Origin of the sequence: Virgibacillus proomii (assembly GCF_018916875.1) — a bacterium.
Classification (GTDB): Bacteria; Bacillota; Bacilli; order Bacillales; family Amphibacillaceae; genus Virgibacillus; species Virgibacillus proomii_B.
In genome coordinates, this window is the sequence record NZ_JAHLNO010000024.1 from 102440 (window position 1) to 115815 (window position 13376).

Here is a 13376-nt window from a genome sequence, read left to right on the forward strand (position 1 = left end):
GAACTGATCGTTTATTTTAATTTTTTTATCCTGTCAGACGGACTTAAAATATCTGTCACTCGAACTCCAAAATTTTCATCAATAACAACTACTTCTCCAATAGCTATCGGTTTTTCATTCACTAAAATATCTACCGGTTCCCCTGCTAACTTATCCAGTTCTACAATCGATCCTTGTGATAAATCTAATATATCCTTAATCGTTCGCTTGGTACGCCCAAGCTCCACAGTTACTTTTAATGGAATATCCAAAAGCATATCCAAGTTTCGCTGTTTTGTCTTATTCAATGTAACAGGTTCGAATGGAGTAAAATCAGCTTGCTGTACCTTCTTTTGTTGCGTTATCGTACGATCTCCTAAAAACTGTGGCTCGTCTCTTTGCTTTGTATCAACAGGCTGATCTTCTTGTTGCAACATAGGCACCTCCGCTTCCTTCAAAGCTACATCTAACTCCTCTTCAACTGTTTCATCATTCATCAATTGATCGACCAGATCTTTAGCAAATCCGATTGGCATTAACTGAAAAATGGTTGAATCGATTAAATTACCAACCTTTAATTGAAATGCTACTTTCACAAATGGATCTTCACCTAAAATGGTGGTTGATTCCTGTTCGGGATCTTCGATGTGAATGGTTGGCGGTGATATGTCTACACGCTTATTAAATATCGTAGACATACTTGTTGCAGCTGCCCCCATCATTTGATTCATTGCCTCTTGGACAGCACTTAAATGAATTTCATTTAATTCTTCCGTTGGATTTGTTCCATCGCCGCCAAGCATAATATCAGAAATGATAGCAGCATCCTCTGATTTAATAACGAAGACGTTCTTTCCGGTAAATCCTTCTAAATAATTGACTTGAACACTAACGGGCTCAAATGTAAAGTTTTTTAACTCTTCTTGTGCTATCACAGAAACCTGTGGTGTCGTTATTTCTACCTTTTGATTTAATAAAGTTGATAATGTTGTTGCTGAGCTGCCAAACGAAATATTACCTATTTCACCTAACGTATCCACTTCAATCGTTGATAAATATTGGTTTGTTGAAGATGATGTAGTTTCCTCGTCATCTGCACTTACTTTTAAAAGTGCATCAATCTCATCTTGAGATAGCTTTTCGTCATTCCCCATCTTCATTTCCCCCCTTAACATCCTCTAATATCTGAACGGACAGTTTATTTTTATATGTACCTGGTTGCACAAGGAATTTTGGTTCATTATTTACTACGAATGTCAATGGACTATCAATTTCCTTGTCCAAACCTATTACATCTTCTTTGCTTAGTTTTAGGAACTCATCAATGGTTATCGTTGCTTCTCCTAAAATAGCTCTTACTTCCACTTCTGCTGTTTGAACATTTTTTGAAAGCTTTTGATAAGCTTCTTCATCTCTTTCTTTTCCAGCTGTCTCCATCCAATAATGAACGGACAGTTTCGAAATAATGGGTTCCAGCACAATATGAGGTATACAGATATTAATCATGCCACTAGCTTCACCAATTGCGGTATTTAATGATACGACAACAACCGTTTCATTCGGTGCAACCATTTGCAGGAATTGCGGATTCACTTCAAAATCCTCAAGTATTGGGTCAATATCTACAATAGAAGACCATGCTTCCTGTAATTTAACATTCGCTTTTTCAAAAAGCTGCGACATTAAAATCGTCTCAATCTCGGTTAAATTCTCTACTTTATTAAAACTAACGCCTTTTCCGCCTAGCGTGCGATCAAGCATAGCATAGGCAATATTAGGGTTGATTTCCATGACGATCCTACCCTCTAACGGCTGGACACTATATGTATTTAAAATCGTCATTTTCGGTACCGAGCGAATAAATTCTTCGTATGGAATTTGATCAACAGATGCTACTGTAATATTCACATATGTCCTTAACTTCGCTGAGAAAAAAGTTGTTAATAATCTAGCATAATTCTCATGAATTCGAGAAATACTGCGAATTTGATCCTTGGAAAAACGTAACGCTCGTTTAAAATCATAAACACGAACTTTCTTTTCTTTTTCTTCTTTTTTTAACTCCTCTGCGTCCATCTCACCGGATGATATCGCTGATAAGAGTGCATCTATTTCATGTTGCGAAAGAACTTCCTCTACCAAGTACAATCACCTCCAATGTGGAGTTCATTATTATTTTGTTTACTGCAAAATTTTATTAGTGGTGTACACATCCGTAACCTTCCCTGTAGTCATTAGTTCATTTAATTTGTTTTTAATCTTCTCTTCCAAATCCGTTAACCCGGATTTAAAATCCTCTTCTTTCATTGTTGCCAATTCTTTAATAAGGATATTTTTCAGCTGGAAATCACGCTGACTAATTTCTTCTTTCGCATCCTTACCATTCGTTACGATCTGAAATTGAACACGCACAAAGCTTCCATCTTCAAGATCCGTTGTTATCTCCGGCGTTTCATACGAATATTTCTTTATTTTTTTAATGGACATAGCTTCTCCATTATTATTGTCGCCATTGATATACCAAACAACGACAAATGCCGCAATGCCTATAACAGCTAATACAGCTATTGAAGTTATCATTGTTTTTACTACATTACTCATCTTCTTTGATTGCCCCCTTTTGTACTACTTGGATGCCGATTTGCTGGTAGTAGGCTAAAACGCGCTCAAGCACTTCCGAATGGGTGTTTTTCACGACTAATTTCTTCCCATTAATCAATGTTATCGTCGTATCCGGAAAGTCCTGAACTTGTTCAATCAGGATAGCATTTAATGTAAATTCTTCATCGTTTAACCGTGTTAATGAAATCATGATTTAGGCGGGAGTGCTCTTTGACGCACTCCCCTCCCTCCTAACTTATCGTTTTAAGTTTACAAGCTCTTGAAGAATTTCATCCGATGTTGTAATAATTCTTGTGTTTGCCTGGAAGCCTCTTTGAGCTGTAATCATTTCTGTGAACTCTTCTGATAAATCAACATTCGACATTTCAAGTGCACCAGCTATAATTTTTGCTGTACCATCTGTTTCAGGAGCACTTATGCCATTATAACCAGCATTTTCAGACATTAAATAAAGATTACTTCCTGCTTTTTCTAATCCGCTTGGGTTGGAGAAATTTGCCAAAGCAATTTGACCGGCAACTTGGTTAGACCCATCTGCTGCAATGTATGTAACCGTTCCATCTGATGAAATATCAAAGCTTTTTGCATCTTCCGGAATAGTTATATATCCTCCATCCATACTTTGCAGATAATACCCATTAGCATTTACAATACGATCATTGTCATCTAAGTAAAAGTTACCGGCACGGGTATAATAAGTTGTTCCATTTCCTTCCAAGATAAACATACCATTTCCTTCTAACTGAAGGTCTAAGTTATGACTGCTTAATTGCCGGAAGCCTTGGGTATGAATATTATCAATCGAACCTATTTGTGATCCTAGACCAACTTGAATCGGATTCACCCCTCCACGTCCAGCTGTTGGTGCTTGGGCACCGGATGTCGTTTGACTCATCATATCTTGAAAGGTAACTCTTCCCTTTTTAAACCCAACTGTATTGACGTTTGCGATATTATTACCAATTACATCCAGCTTGGTTTGAAATCCTCTCATCCCAGAAATTCCTGCGTACATTGAACGTAACATATCCATTTCCCCTTTTCTAAATTATTTAGCTGTATCTGTCATTCCACAGCTTCTGGCCTCCCAAAAAAGGGTCCAGCCTTAGTCATTGATTAAAATAGCACCATTAATATTAGTAAAAATTCGATCTTCTGCCTCATTACGATCCATTGCTGTTACAACTGTGTTGTTTCTTGCATTGACTAATAATGCTGCATCGCTTAATAAGACTAGTGAATCATTAATTCCTTTTCGTTTTGCTTCTGATAATTTAGCTTCAATCCTTTGCCATTGTTTTGCATTGATTTCAATCTTTCGTTCTTGTATACGTGCTACTGCATGCTTGCTGATTTTTAACTGTCGTTGTTCCAGTTGCTCTTGTACTAATATGTCTTTAAAGGAACTATTTATCTCTTTATTTGTTTTCTTTACTTCTCTAGTTACAAAAGATGGATGCTGAGGTGCTTGAAGAATTCGATGATCTAATGTATTCATCTAGCTCTTCTTCCCTTCATTTTTCGAATCTTCCGGTTGTTCGTCATCTTTTTTCGCTTCTGGATCATTTACTTGTAAAACAGCATCTGCATAAATTTTTTCGCCATTTTCCAGTTCTAAAATAGCCCAGCCATCCTTTTGGCTTACAGCTACTACTTTACTGGATACGATCTCTGTTTTTTGCCCTGTTTCTTTGTCATACGCTTGGTAAGTGACTTCTCTTCCTAACATGTGACTATATTTAATAACTGGTGAAATAAGTTGACTTTCAACAAGAGCATCAATGGATTTTGACATATTCATCATTTGTTCTAATGAACTGAACTGAGCCATTTGCGCTATAAACTCACGATCATCCATTGGATTGGTTGGATCTTGATTTTGCAGTTGTACCATTAAAATCTTAAGAAATTCATCCTTCCCTAAATCCGGGCTTGGTGTGCGCTCCTGCTTCTGATTTCGTAAATAGAGCGATGGATCAATTTTGGCCAACATATACACCTCCTTCTACACTTGTTCGTTCAGTAGTATCTCTTGGAAGGTCGAAGCGAACTCCCCTTCGGAATTCGTATCCTCACGCTCTGATTCATGCTGATTATCCTGCTCGTGGTCTGTAAATTGTTGCGGACTTTCCCCTGAATCCTTTTGCAGTTGTTGTCCCTGCGTTAACTGTGCTTCTTGTCTTTCTATGACCACTTGCTGCGGAGAAAACATATTTCTCAACTTATGAATATTGGATTCGAGTAAATCTTTAGCAGCTTGAGACTGTACAAGGATACGAACGGTCATTTCGCCATTTAATTCAGTGAATCGTACGAGCAAATCCCCTAAATGCTGTGGGCGTAGTGTGATACGAAGCTGATTTACACCATTAGGCATTTTCATAAACCTACTCGTTTTCATGATCCGTTGGAATTGCTGAATCAATTCCTGTCCTATTTGCTTCTGTGAGTGTTGTCCCGGATTTAAATAGATAACATGCTGTTGCATTTTGTCTAACGGAACAGAAGAACTATTTGCTGCTACTATCATCGTTTCTTTATTGCCCATATGTGCATGTTCTGTTTTAGAAACTGTCTCGATAGCTTTTGTAAGCCACTTAGCAACATCCACACTGCTTACTTTAGCTTCCCTATTATAAGGTTGTTTTTGTGCAAAATTTTCCCTTTTTTGAAAAGCCTGGACCAGCCTCTGCCAAATTGCGTGCTCCTTTGTGTTACTTTCCTGTAGACGTGCAGTTGTCTCAGGAGAAACGACAGCTTCTGCATTCTTCATAACTGCATTCCACTGTTTAAGTAATTCCATTAGTTTCGTAGCGACTTTCGTTATGTCTTGCTTACTATGAACTTGAGCAAGAATCGCTTCTACATCTGAAAAAATAGTAGCTAATTGTTGTTGCACGAAAGCCAGATTTAATTCGCCGTCTTCTACTTCTCCTTGTTGTTCAGAAAGCTTTTCTGCTTCTGGAATCTCACCATGTTCTGATATCTCATTATTTGGATCAAGCAATGACTGTTGAATAAAAGGCTGTTCCAACATTTTCAAAACATTCGTTTGTTCCTCAATACTTAGTGTTGCAGGCTGATTAGGACTTACAAGGTTGCTCACATATTGAGCAACTAAAGTCTTCCCATCAAGTACAGGCAACAAATCAGCTGTATCCATTTGCTCTTCCCCCATTTGGAAAAGCTGATTACCTGTCTCAGAAAGCATTTGATGATGAATCATTAGCTCTTGAAATGGTGAATTAGCTAGGCTTTCTTTAGCATTTGCTTGCTTCGTCATCTCTTCACCGATTGTTGCTGGAAGCTGTTGTAATAACATAGCAATGGCATTCATTCTCTCACCCCCTTTCTAAGTGAAGTTGATACTTAGCTTAGTTTTCTGTATCAATAAATTGTTGTGTTAATTGTGCGGCTGTATCAGGATCCATAGCTTCTAACACACTGGCACGCGTATCATCTTTTAGTTCTTTAATAATTGCTAAGGCTGTTTCTCTTTTTAAGTTTTGCAGAATTTTTGCAGCTTGCTCTTCATCCATCCTATTAAAAGATTTGGCCATTGACTTTATCGTATTACCTTGAGTGTCCTTTTCCTCTTCGTTCGTCTTATTCCCTTTTTCAGCTTCTTCAGCAGATTTTTGCTTGTTCTCAAGTTTAACGATATCCTGCTCCAGCTTTTCTAACATCGCTTCTTTATCTTGAAGCTCCTTTTTCAACTCGTCAATTTCAGCATTCTTCTTATCAAGCTTTGATTTCATATGTTTTTCTGCAACAGCCGTGTTATTTTCATCTTCCGTATCAACGAATGAAGATATGACAGGAATATCCTTGCCTTTATCCGTTAACCACCCAGTCACATCCACTCCGGCGACCATTAAAATAATAGTTACAAGTGCGATTGTTATGCTAATTGGAATGACGATCGCAAACAGGAACCAAAGGATGGGATTCATTTTTTTCTTATCCGTATCTATTTTCTTAGCCATTCACGTCACCTAATTTTTCGATTTAGAAATTGATGTATAGCTACTTCATCCATCATTGCTTTTTCGTTTTTCTTGATTGCTTCTATTTTTTCATTCCTTCGATTTTCTATTAACTTTTCAAACTTTTTCATTTCTATATGAGCGTTATTCAACTCGGATTGCTTTGTTTCCATCTCCATTCGAGCTCGTTGTACATCTTCTTGAAGTGCCATAATCATTGCATTTAGCGTTTCAATATAACTAAATTGCTCTTTTAATTTTTCTAGAGTCGTTATCTGATGCATGTTTTCTTCATATGCTTCTTCAGCCAGTTCTTTCTTTTTCAAGAGCTCATACAGCTCCATGGCAGTTTGTTCAAAAAAATCAAGTGATTGCTGATAGGCCTTTTGAGCGTGTTTCTTTTCTGTTTCTCGAATATGTAAAATCTTAGATAACACTATCGTATCGGACACTATTTGCCACCTCCATTAAGTAAAGCTTTCATCGCATCGACCGACTCCTGAAAAAGATGGTAATCGTTAATTCCTTGCTGTAAAAAGGATACTATGTCTGGATGATAAGAAATAGCCCGATCAATTCCTTGATCTGTTCCCCGTTTGTAAGCGCCGATTTGAATCAATTCCCGGTTCTCTTCAAACGTGGCAATCAGAGAACGGATTTCATTAGCTACTTGAATATGGTCATGATCAACAACTTGGTTCATCACCCGGCTAATTGATTTTAATACATTTATTGCAGGGTATTGTCCTCTTTCAGCAAGCTTACGGTCCATTACAAAGTGCCCGTCAAGAATACCACGAACGGTATCAGCGATAGGTTCATTCATATCGTCCCCATCAACAAGCACCGTGTAAAATGCAGTGATTGTTCCCTTTTCATTTGTACCAGTACGTTCAAGCAATTTCGGTAATGTAGCAAAAACAGAAGGGGTGTATCCTTTTGTAGTTGGCGGTTCTCCAGTTGCTAATCCGATTTCCCTCTGTGCCATCGCTACTCGAGTTACCGAATCCATCATTAAATTAACGCGATACCCTTGATCTCGAAAATACTCACTAATTGCCGTTGCTGTATACGCACCTTTAATCCGCATTAAAGCAGGTTGATCAGACGTTGCAACAACTACAATCGATTTCTTAAGTCCTGCTTCACCTAAATCTTGTTCAATAAATTCCCTTACTTCGCGACCTCTTTCTCCAACTAGCGCTATTACATTGATATCTGCTCCGCTATTTCTAGCAATCATTCCAAGCAGCGTACTTTTCCCAACACCACTGCCGGCAAAAATACCAATCCGCTGTCCCTCGCCAACAGTTAATAAGCTATCAATAACTTTAATACCTACTTCTAACGGTTTCGTAATTGGTGGTCGAAGCATAGGATTAGGAGGCGCCTGATCGGTTAGAAAGCTGGTTAATCCTTTTGGTAGTGGCTGTCCTTCCAATGGATTCCCCAAGGAATCGACCACATTTCCAATCAGCCCCCTACCAATTTTGACACTTAACGGTTTGCCAGTTGACTCCACAAGGCACCCAGGACCAATTTCCATTACTTCTGCATATGGCATAAGTATAATTCTCTCTTGATGAAACCCTACTACTTCTGCAAGAATTGGATCTCCCTGATTGGTAGCCGGATGAATATAACAGACTTCTCCGATATTTGCTGCAGGTCCTTTTGATTCAATCATAATTCCGACGACACGTAATACTTTTCCGTAGCGTTTATACGTATCTGCTTTTGAAATTGCGGTTAAAAAATCTTTTGTATTCATTGTTTGCTTTCTCCAGCTATTTCTAATAAAATGTAGCGAAGTTCCTCCAGCTGTGTGTCAATACTAGCGTCAACTTGTCCAAATTGATGCTTAATCATGCAACCATTCTCCTTTAGTTCATCTGAAACATAACAGGAAAGCTTTGTGTTGTTCTCCAGTAATGATGCTAATTCGTCTTTATGTTGAACGACAAAAGCATATTGATTCGGATGCAGATAAATAGCAACCTCTGATTGATCATTCAGCTCCTTAATTGCGGCTTTAATGATCGAAAGAAACACTTCTGGATCATCCTTGAGCTTTTGTTGGATGATTTTTTCAGCGGTTTGTACTGCAATTTCTAAAATCGCATCAACATGTTGTTCTATAATTGCATGATAGTCACGTTTTGCAGTCTCAACAATTTGGTTAGCTTTTACTAAGTATTCTTTATATTTAGTAAGACTTTCTGATTTCCCTTGAGAAAAACCTGCCTTAAACCCTTCTTGTTTTGCTGCTTCGATATATTTCATTTTTTCCGTTTGCCACGCTTCTTTTTCTGCTTGAACTTCAGTTTCTATTTGTTCAAGAAGCTTTTTACGCTTTAGTTCCAAGGCGGCTAGTTCCTGCTGTTGTTTTTTTAGCTCGCCTCCAAGCTGTTCACGCTTCATTAAAGACTGATTAGAGGATGCTTGCTCTTCTATTTGTGTTTGTAAAGGCTTGATTGTTTTAATTTTAATTTGTTTTCGTTCATTTGCCGTATACAAATTAGACAATGATATCATCACCTCCACCTCGTGCTATGACGATTTCACCGACATCCTCTAATCTGCGAATAGTAGCAACAATTCTTGTTTGTGCTTCTTCCACATCACGCAAGCGAACAGGCCCCATATATTCCATCTCTTCTTTAACGGTCTCAGCCATCCGCTGTGACATATTCTTAAATACAATGTCTTTCACTTCATCACTTGCTACTTTCAATGCTAGACGAAGATCTTCATTTTCCACTTCCCGAACTACCCGTTGAATAGCTCTGTTATCCAAAATAACAATATCTTCGAATACGAACATCCGTTTCTTTATCTCCTCAGCTAATTCCGGATCTTGGATTTCAAGAGAATCTAAAATTGTTCGTTCCGTGCTTCTGTCAACTCCATTTAATACTTCTACCACAGCCTGAATACCACCAGTTTGTGTATAATCCTCGGTGAAGGAAGCGGAAATATTTTTTTCCAGTACTTGTTCGACCTGAGAAATAATTTCTGGTGATGTCGAATCCATCGTGGCAATCCGCTTCGCAACATCTGCCTGCATTTCCTGTGGTAAAGCAGATAAAATCTGCCCGGCCTGTTCTGGATCTAAATAGGAAAGTACGAGAGCAATTGTCTGTGGATGTTCTCCTTGTATAAAATTAAATACTTGCTGTGGATCAGCTCTCCGGGCAAAATCAAATGGTCTAACCTGTAAAGTGGATGTAAGACGATTAATAATATTAGTAGCCTCTTGTTTGCCAAAAGCCTTTTCTAAGACTGTTTTGGCATAGCCGATTCCGCCTTGAGCTATATAATCTTGCGCCTGGGCAATTTGATGAAATTGTTCAATTACATCTTCTTTTAGCTGATTATCCACCTTTTTTACTGAAGAGATTTCCAGACTGAGTTTTTCGATCTCCTCTTCCGTTAAGTGTTTATAGACTTGCGCTGATACATCTGGACCTAAGGAGATTAATAGTATTGCAGCTTTTTGTTTTCCAGTAAGTAATCCTTTTTGTCTTGCCAATGTTATTACCCCCTATTCCTCTCCAATCCAGCTTCTCAATAGTTTCGCAAAATCTTCTGGTTTTTCTTTTGCAATCTTCTCTAATTGCTTTTTGCGTATCGTTGCTTCCGATTTCTCTTTCTCCGGAAAATCTGGAACTTCTAACTGGGATTGTGCTGTATAAATTTCTTCATCTTCCTCGTCCTCATCTTCTTTTCGTTTACGCAAGAAGTAAACGATTAATCCGATAATTGCCAGTAACAAGATGCCACCTACAACATAAAGCCATGTTGGTATCGCTGGCCCCTTGGAAGCAGGTGTTGAATCCGTTCCGCTGAATTCCTGGAACACAATCGATACATTTTCTTCTGGATCGACATCTTCAACATATTCACCATCAATAGAAGTAGTAATAATTGAATTGATAATCGAATTAATTCCATCTTCAACTTCCATCTCTTCTTGTTGTGTTAAATATTCAACGTCTTTTCCATCCGCTGACTTCACCTGATTCACAGCAACTTGAATACCTAAATCTCGAACTTTATATGGACTTTCGACGATGTTTTTTCTAATTTTATTAAATTCATTATTAATGGTCTCTTTTGTCATTTCATATTCGCCGTCACCGTCTTCATCAGTCGCTTGATAGTTAGCAACATCCTCGTCTCCAGTACCGACGACTCCACCTGCAGCTGCTCCGGCTCCTTCATATGTTTCCTTAATGGTTTCTATGCTGACGGGCAATCCTTCCATATTTTCCAAATCAACTGGTTCAACAAGGTCCTCGGTTCGATTTTCTTGTGTAAAGTCAATATCGGATGTAACAGACACGATAACATTACCTGAACCTACCATAGCTCCAAGCAATTGCTGTAATCGCTTCTGAATGTCTTTTTCAATATCTTTTTTAACGGATTGCTGATATGTATAAGCATCTTTTACATTTCCTGAACCTTTTGCGTCAGTTTGCTCGAAACTTTCAAAATATTGATTCGTTATCGCAATATTTTCTGCCGGTAAATTTGGTACAGCTTTAGAAACTAAGTGGTAGAGTGCATTAATTTGTCCACCTTCAAAGTTATAACCAGGCTCCGTATTAATGACAATTGAAGCGCTCGCTTCCTGTTCAGCATCTTTAACAAATACTGGTTCCTCTGGCATATTAATCATAACTTTAGCATCTTGAATACCATCTATTCCTTTGATTAAATTAGCTAACTCTGTTTGCATCGCATCCAGTTTCATAACATTAAATTCGTTTTCGGTAACACCCCATGACGCATTCTCGCTAAAAAAGGAGTAGTCAATATTTCCGCTATTTGGTATTCCTTGTGCCGCTAGATCAACCAGCAAGCTGTCTGCTTGCTCTTCAGGTACTTTAATTTCCTTACCTCCACCTTCTAATTCATATGGTACCCCTCTAGCGTCCAGTTCTTCTTTAATTTGTCCCACTTCCTGTACAGATAAATTATTATATAATGGAACATACTTCGATCTCGTTGTAAAAAATAAGATAGCTATAATTAAAAGAATAATAATAACGACGGAACCAATAAATATTAACCTTTGCGCTTTAGTACGATTGTTCCAGAAAGCCGCAGTAGTGTTTTTCCAATTTATCATTTTCTCTTTCATAAGTTCCCCCACCAACGTGCTGTAATAATTAGTCTATTTTTTTGTCATGTTTTACACTTGCATGCTCATAATTTCTTTATAAGCATCTACTACTTTTTTCTGGATTTGTACAGTTGCTTCTAGTGTAATGCTGGATTTTTGCGCTGTAATCATTACATTGTGTAAGTCATCAACGTTTCCATTGACCAGTGCTTCTGTTTTTTTATCTGAAGCTACTTGAGATTCATTAACATTAGCAATAGCTTTTTTTAATGTATCTGCAAAATTTGCTTGAGCTTCGCCAGGTGATCGTACTGACTTTTCCTCAAATGGTGCCATCTTTGTCAGCTGCTGTGTTTGGTTTCCGATCGATTGGATCATTACAAGTCACTCCTTTTGCTAATAAATAATTTCATTTTCTCCCGATATATCTTATTAACCTTACAATAGTTGTAAAATGGCAGAATAAATCATACTTGTGTTATTTACCGATTTCCAATGCTTTCATTAACATGGACTTACTTGCATTTAATGAAGTTATATTTGCTTCGTAGGATCTAGTTGCGCTCATTAAATCTACCATTTCCTTTAACGGATCTACATTTGGTATTTGAACGTACCCATCGGCATTCGCATCAGGATGCTCAGGATTATACATTTGCTTAAATGGGCTTTCATCTTCTACTATTCCAGTTACTTTAACTCCATTAGAAGAATGATTTCCTATAGCTTTATGTAAAAACGATTGAAATGAATTTGCTTGCGGTTGCATGGTTACCATTTTCCTACGATATGGCTCTACTTCACCAGCGTCATTGATAGTGGCTCTTGTTGTTTGTGCATTTGCGATATTAGAGGAAATAACATCCATGCGAAGTCGTTGAGCTGTTAATGCACTTGCGCTGGAATGGATCGCGTTGAACATCGTCATGTTACCTTCCTCCCCTCAATACAGTTTGTAAACTACTGAACTTCCCATTTATCCGGTCTACGAGTGCCTGATAATAAATCTGATTTTCTGCTAAATCAGCCATTTCCTTGTCGACATCGACATTATTACCATTATGCTGATAGGAAGTGCTATGTTTCGTCACAGTCCGATATCCATTAATCGGATCATTTGTAAATACTAGATGCTTGTGATGCGTTCGCTTAGCTTCTAGCGGCTTTGCTAATTCATTTGCTAAAACATTCTTAAATTGCACATCTTTTGCTTTGTAGTTTGGCGTATCCCAATTTGCTACATTTGTAGAAATAGCTCGGTTTTTTGCGGAAGCATAATTCATTGAATTTTCCAATGACTGAATTGTTCCACCAAACAAATTCATATTATCCACTCCTAAAAAAGTACTAACACTATTTTTCTGAACAGTCATAAAGTATCATTTTTATCTACGAATAGTTTAAGTCATATTTCCACTAAAGTCTATCGGTTTCCGACATTTTTCATCAAAAAAACAAAAGATAGTCATTTTTTACTAGTCTTTTTTTACTACATCATTGCCCGGATTTACTTTTTTAATACATTTTTATTTTGTAACATTCTATTTTGATATGTTTAGATGTCGAATTTTAAAAAAATACAGATTTTTATAGTTATTTATAGTTCTTATGCCATGTAAAAAAAGTCCTGCTTTATTCATTCACTATGCCTTTATTAT

17 protein-coding genes are annotated in these 13376 nt (G+C 37.6%); all 17 read right to left on the reverse strand.

Annotated features, from left to right (window positions below):
- Positions 1–11: 11 nt before the first annotated feature.
- The 17 genes from fliY to flgB all read right to left on the reverse strand — a co-directional run bounded on the left by fliY (position 12) and on the right by flgB (position 13043).
- Positions 12–1133 (reverse strand): flagellar motor switch phosphatase FliY, encoded by a 1122-nt coding sequence (gene fliY / locus KQI21_RS13405; protein WP_216484678.1) that lies wholly within the window; start codon positions 1131–1133, stop codon positions 12–14.
- Positions 1123–2121 (reverse strand): flagellar motor switch protein FliM, encoded by a 999-nt coding sequence (gene fliM, locus KQI21_RS13410; protein WP_216484679.1) that lies wholly within the window; start codon positions 2119–2121, stop codon positions 1123–1125. Before fliM ends, fliY begins: the two co-directional genes overlap by 11 nt.
- A 39-nt stretch (positions 2122–2160) precedes the next feature.
- Positions 2161–2580, reverse strand: coding sequence for a flagellar basal body-associated protein FliL (gene fliL / locus KQI21_RS13415; protein ID WP_216484680.1), 420 nt, complete (start codon positions 2578–2580; stop codon positions 2161–2163).
- Entirely contained in the window at positions 2573–2791 is a 219-nt protein-coding gene (locus tag KQI21_RS13420) for a flagellar FlbD family protein (protein WP_216484681.1), read from the reverse strand. The genes fliL and KQI21_RS13420 overlap by 8 nt, the downstream gene beginning before the upstream one ends.
- Positions 2792–2836: 45 nt before the next feature.
- A complete protein-coding gene (gene flgG, locus KQI21_RS13425) occupies positions 2837–3628 on the reverse strand; it encodes a flagellar basal body rod protein FlgG (protein WP_216484682.1) in 792 nt (263 codons plus the stop codon).
- A gap of 78 nt (positions 3629–3706) precedes the next feature.
- Entirely contained in the window at positions 3707–4099 is a 393-nt protein-coding gene (locus tag KQI21_RS13430) for a TIGR02530 family flagellar biosynthesis protein (RefSeq protein WP_216484683.1), read from the reverse strand.
- The gene (gene flgD / locus KQI21_RS13435; RefSeq protein ID WP_216484684.1) at positions 4100–4591 is read right to left on the reverse strand and encodes a flagellar hook assembly protein FlgD; all 492 of its coding nucleotides are present in this window, start codon (positions 4589–4591) and stop codon (positions 4100–4102) included.
- A 15-nt stretch (positions 4592–4606) separates the two neighbouring features.
- Positions 4607–5938, reverse strand: coding sequence for a flagellar hook-length control protein FliK (locus KQI21_RS13440; RefSeq protein ID WP_216484685.1), 1332 nt, complete (start codon positions 5936–5938; stop codon positions 4607–4609).
- Positions 5939–5975: 37 nt separating this feature from the next.
- Positions 5976–6587: a MotE family protein gene (locus tag KQI21_RS13445; protein ID WP_216484686.1), complete on the reverse strand. Its 612-nt coding sequence runs from the start codon at positions 6585–6587 to the stop codon at positions 5976–5978.
- Positions 6588–6592: 5 nt separating this feature from the next.
- On the reverse strand, positions 6593–7039 hold the full coding sequence (gene fliJ / locus KQI21_RS13450) for a flagellar export protein FliJ (RefSeq protein ID WP_216484687.1): 447 nt from the start codon (positions 7037–7039) through the stop codon (positions 6593–6595).
- Complete coding sequence (gene fliI, locus KQI21_RS13455; RefSeq protein ID WP_216484688.1) at positions 7039–8358, reverse strand: flagellar protein export ATPase FliI; 1320 nt, start codon at positions 8356–8358, stop codon at positions 7039–7041. The genes fliJ and fliI overlap by 1 nt, the downstream gene beginning before the upstream one ends.
- Complete coding sequence (gene fliH, locus KQI21_RS13460) at positions 8355–9113, reverse strand: flagellar assembly protein FliH (protein ID WP_216484689.1); 759 nt, start codon at positions 9111–9113, stop codon at positions 8355–8357. The genes fliI and fliH overlap by 4 nt, the downstream gene beginning before the upstream one ends.
- The gene (fliG, locus tag KQI21_RS13465) at positions 9106–10119 is read right to left on the reverse strand and encodes a flagellar motor switch protein FliG (RefSeq protein ID WP_216484690.1); all 1014 of its coding nucleotides are present in this window, start codon (positions 10117–10119) and stop codon (positions 9106–9108) included. The genes fliH and fliG overlap by 8 nt, the downstream gene beginning before the upstream one ends.
- 12 nt (positions 10120–10131) lie before the next feature.
- The gene (gene fliF / locus KQI21_RS13470) at positions 10132–11736 is read right to left on the reverse strand and encodes a flagellar basal-body MS-ring/collar protein FliF (protein ID WP_216484691.1); all 1605 of its coding nucleotides are present in this window, start codon (positions 11734–11736) and stop codon (positions 10132–10134) included.
- 51 nt (positions 11737–11787) lie between these two features.
- The gene (gene fliE, locus KQI21_RS13475) at positions 11788–12054 is read right to left on the reverse strand and encodes a flagellar hook-basal body complex protein FliE (protein ID WP_253291489.1); all 267 of its coding nucleotides are present in this window, start codon (positions 12052–12054) and stop codon (positions 11788–11790) included.
- Between the two features lie 142 nt (positions 12055–12196).
- Positions 12197–12646, reverse strand: coding sequence for a flagellar basal body rod protein FlgC (flgC, locus tag KQI21_RS13480; protein ID WP_216484693.1), 450 nt, complete (start codon positions 12644–12646; stop codon positions 12197–12199).
- Position 12647: 1 nt separating this feature from the next.
- Complete coding sequence (gene flgB / locus KQI21_RS13485; RefSeq protein WP_216484694.1) at positions 12648–13043, reverse strand: flagellar basal body rod protein FlgB; 396 nt, start codon at positions 13041–13043, stop codon at positions 12648–12650.
- Positions 13044–13376 lie beyond the last annotated feature (333 nt).

What these genes read in the sequence shown, in the direction of transcription:
- KQI21_RS13430 (WP_216484683.1), bottom strand. Translation starts at nt 4,099, where the DNA reads ATGAATACATTAGATCATCGAATTCTTCAAGCACCTCAGCATCCATCT.
- fliY (WP_216484678.1), bottom strand. Translation starts at nt 1,133, where the DNA reads ATGGGGAATGACGAAAAGCTATCTCAAGATGAGATTGATGCACTTTTA.
- fliF (WP_216484691.1), bottom strand. Translation starts at nt 11,736, where the DNA reads ATGAAAGAGAAAATGATAAATTGGAAAAACACTACTGCGGCTTTCTGG.
- fliL (WP_216484680.1), bottom strand. Translation starts at nt 2,580, where the DNA reads ATGAGTAATGTAGTAAAAACAATGATAACTTCAATAGCTGTATTAGCT.
- KQI21_RS13420 (WP_216484681.1), bottom strand. Translation starts at nt 2,791, where the DNA reads ATGATTTCATTAACACGGTTAAACGATGAAGAATTTACATTAAATGCT.
- flgG (WP_216484682.1), bottom strand. Translation starts at nt 3,628, where the DNA reads ATGTTACGTTCAATGTACGCAGGAATTTCTGGGATGAGAGGATTTCAA.
- fliI (WP_216484688.1), bottom strand. Translation starts at nt 8,358, where the DNA reads ATGAATACAAAAGATTTTTTAACCGCAATTTCAAAAGCAGATACGTAT.
- flgC (WP_216484693.1), bottom strand. Translation starts at nt 12,646, where the DNA reads ATGACGATGTTCAACGCGATCCATTCCAGCGCAAGTGCATTAACAGCT.
- flgB (WP_216484694.1), bottom strand. Translation starts at nt 13,043, where the DNA reads ATGAATTTGTTTGGTGGAACAATTCAGTCATTGGAAAATTCAATGAAT.
- KQI21_RS13440 (WP_216484685.1), bottom strand. Translation starts at nt 5,938, where the DNA reads ATGAATGCCATTGCTATGTTATTACAACAGCTTCCAGCAACAATCGGT.
- KQI21_RS13445 (WP_216484686.1), bottom strand. Translation starts at nt 6,587, where the DNA reads ATGGCTAAGAAAATAGATACGGATAAGAAAAAAATGAATCCCATCCTT.
- fliE (WP_253291489.1), bottom strand. Translation starts at nt 12,054, where the DNA reads ATGGCACCATTTGAGGAAAAGTCAGTACGATCACCTGGCGAAGCTCAA.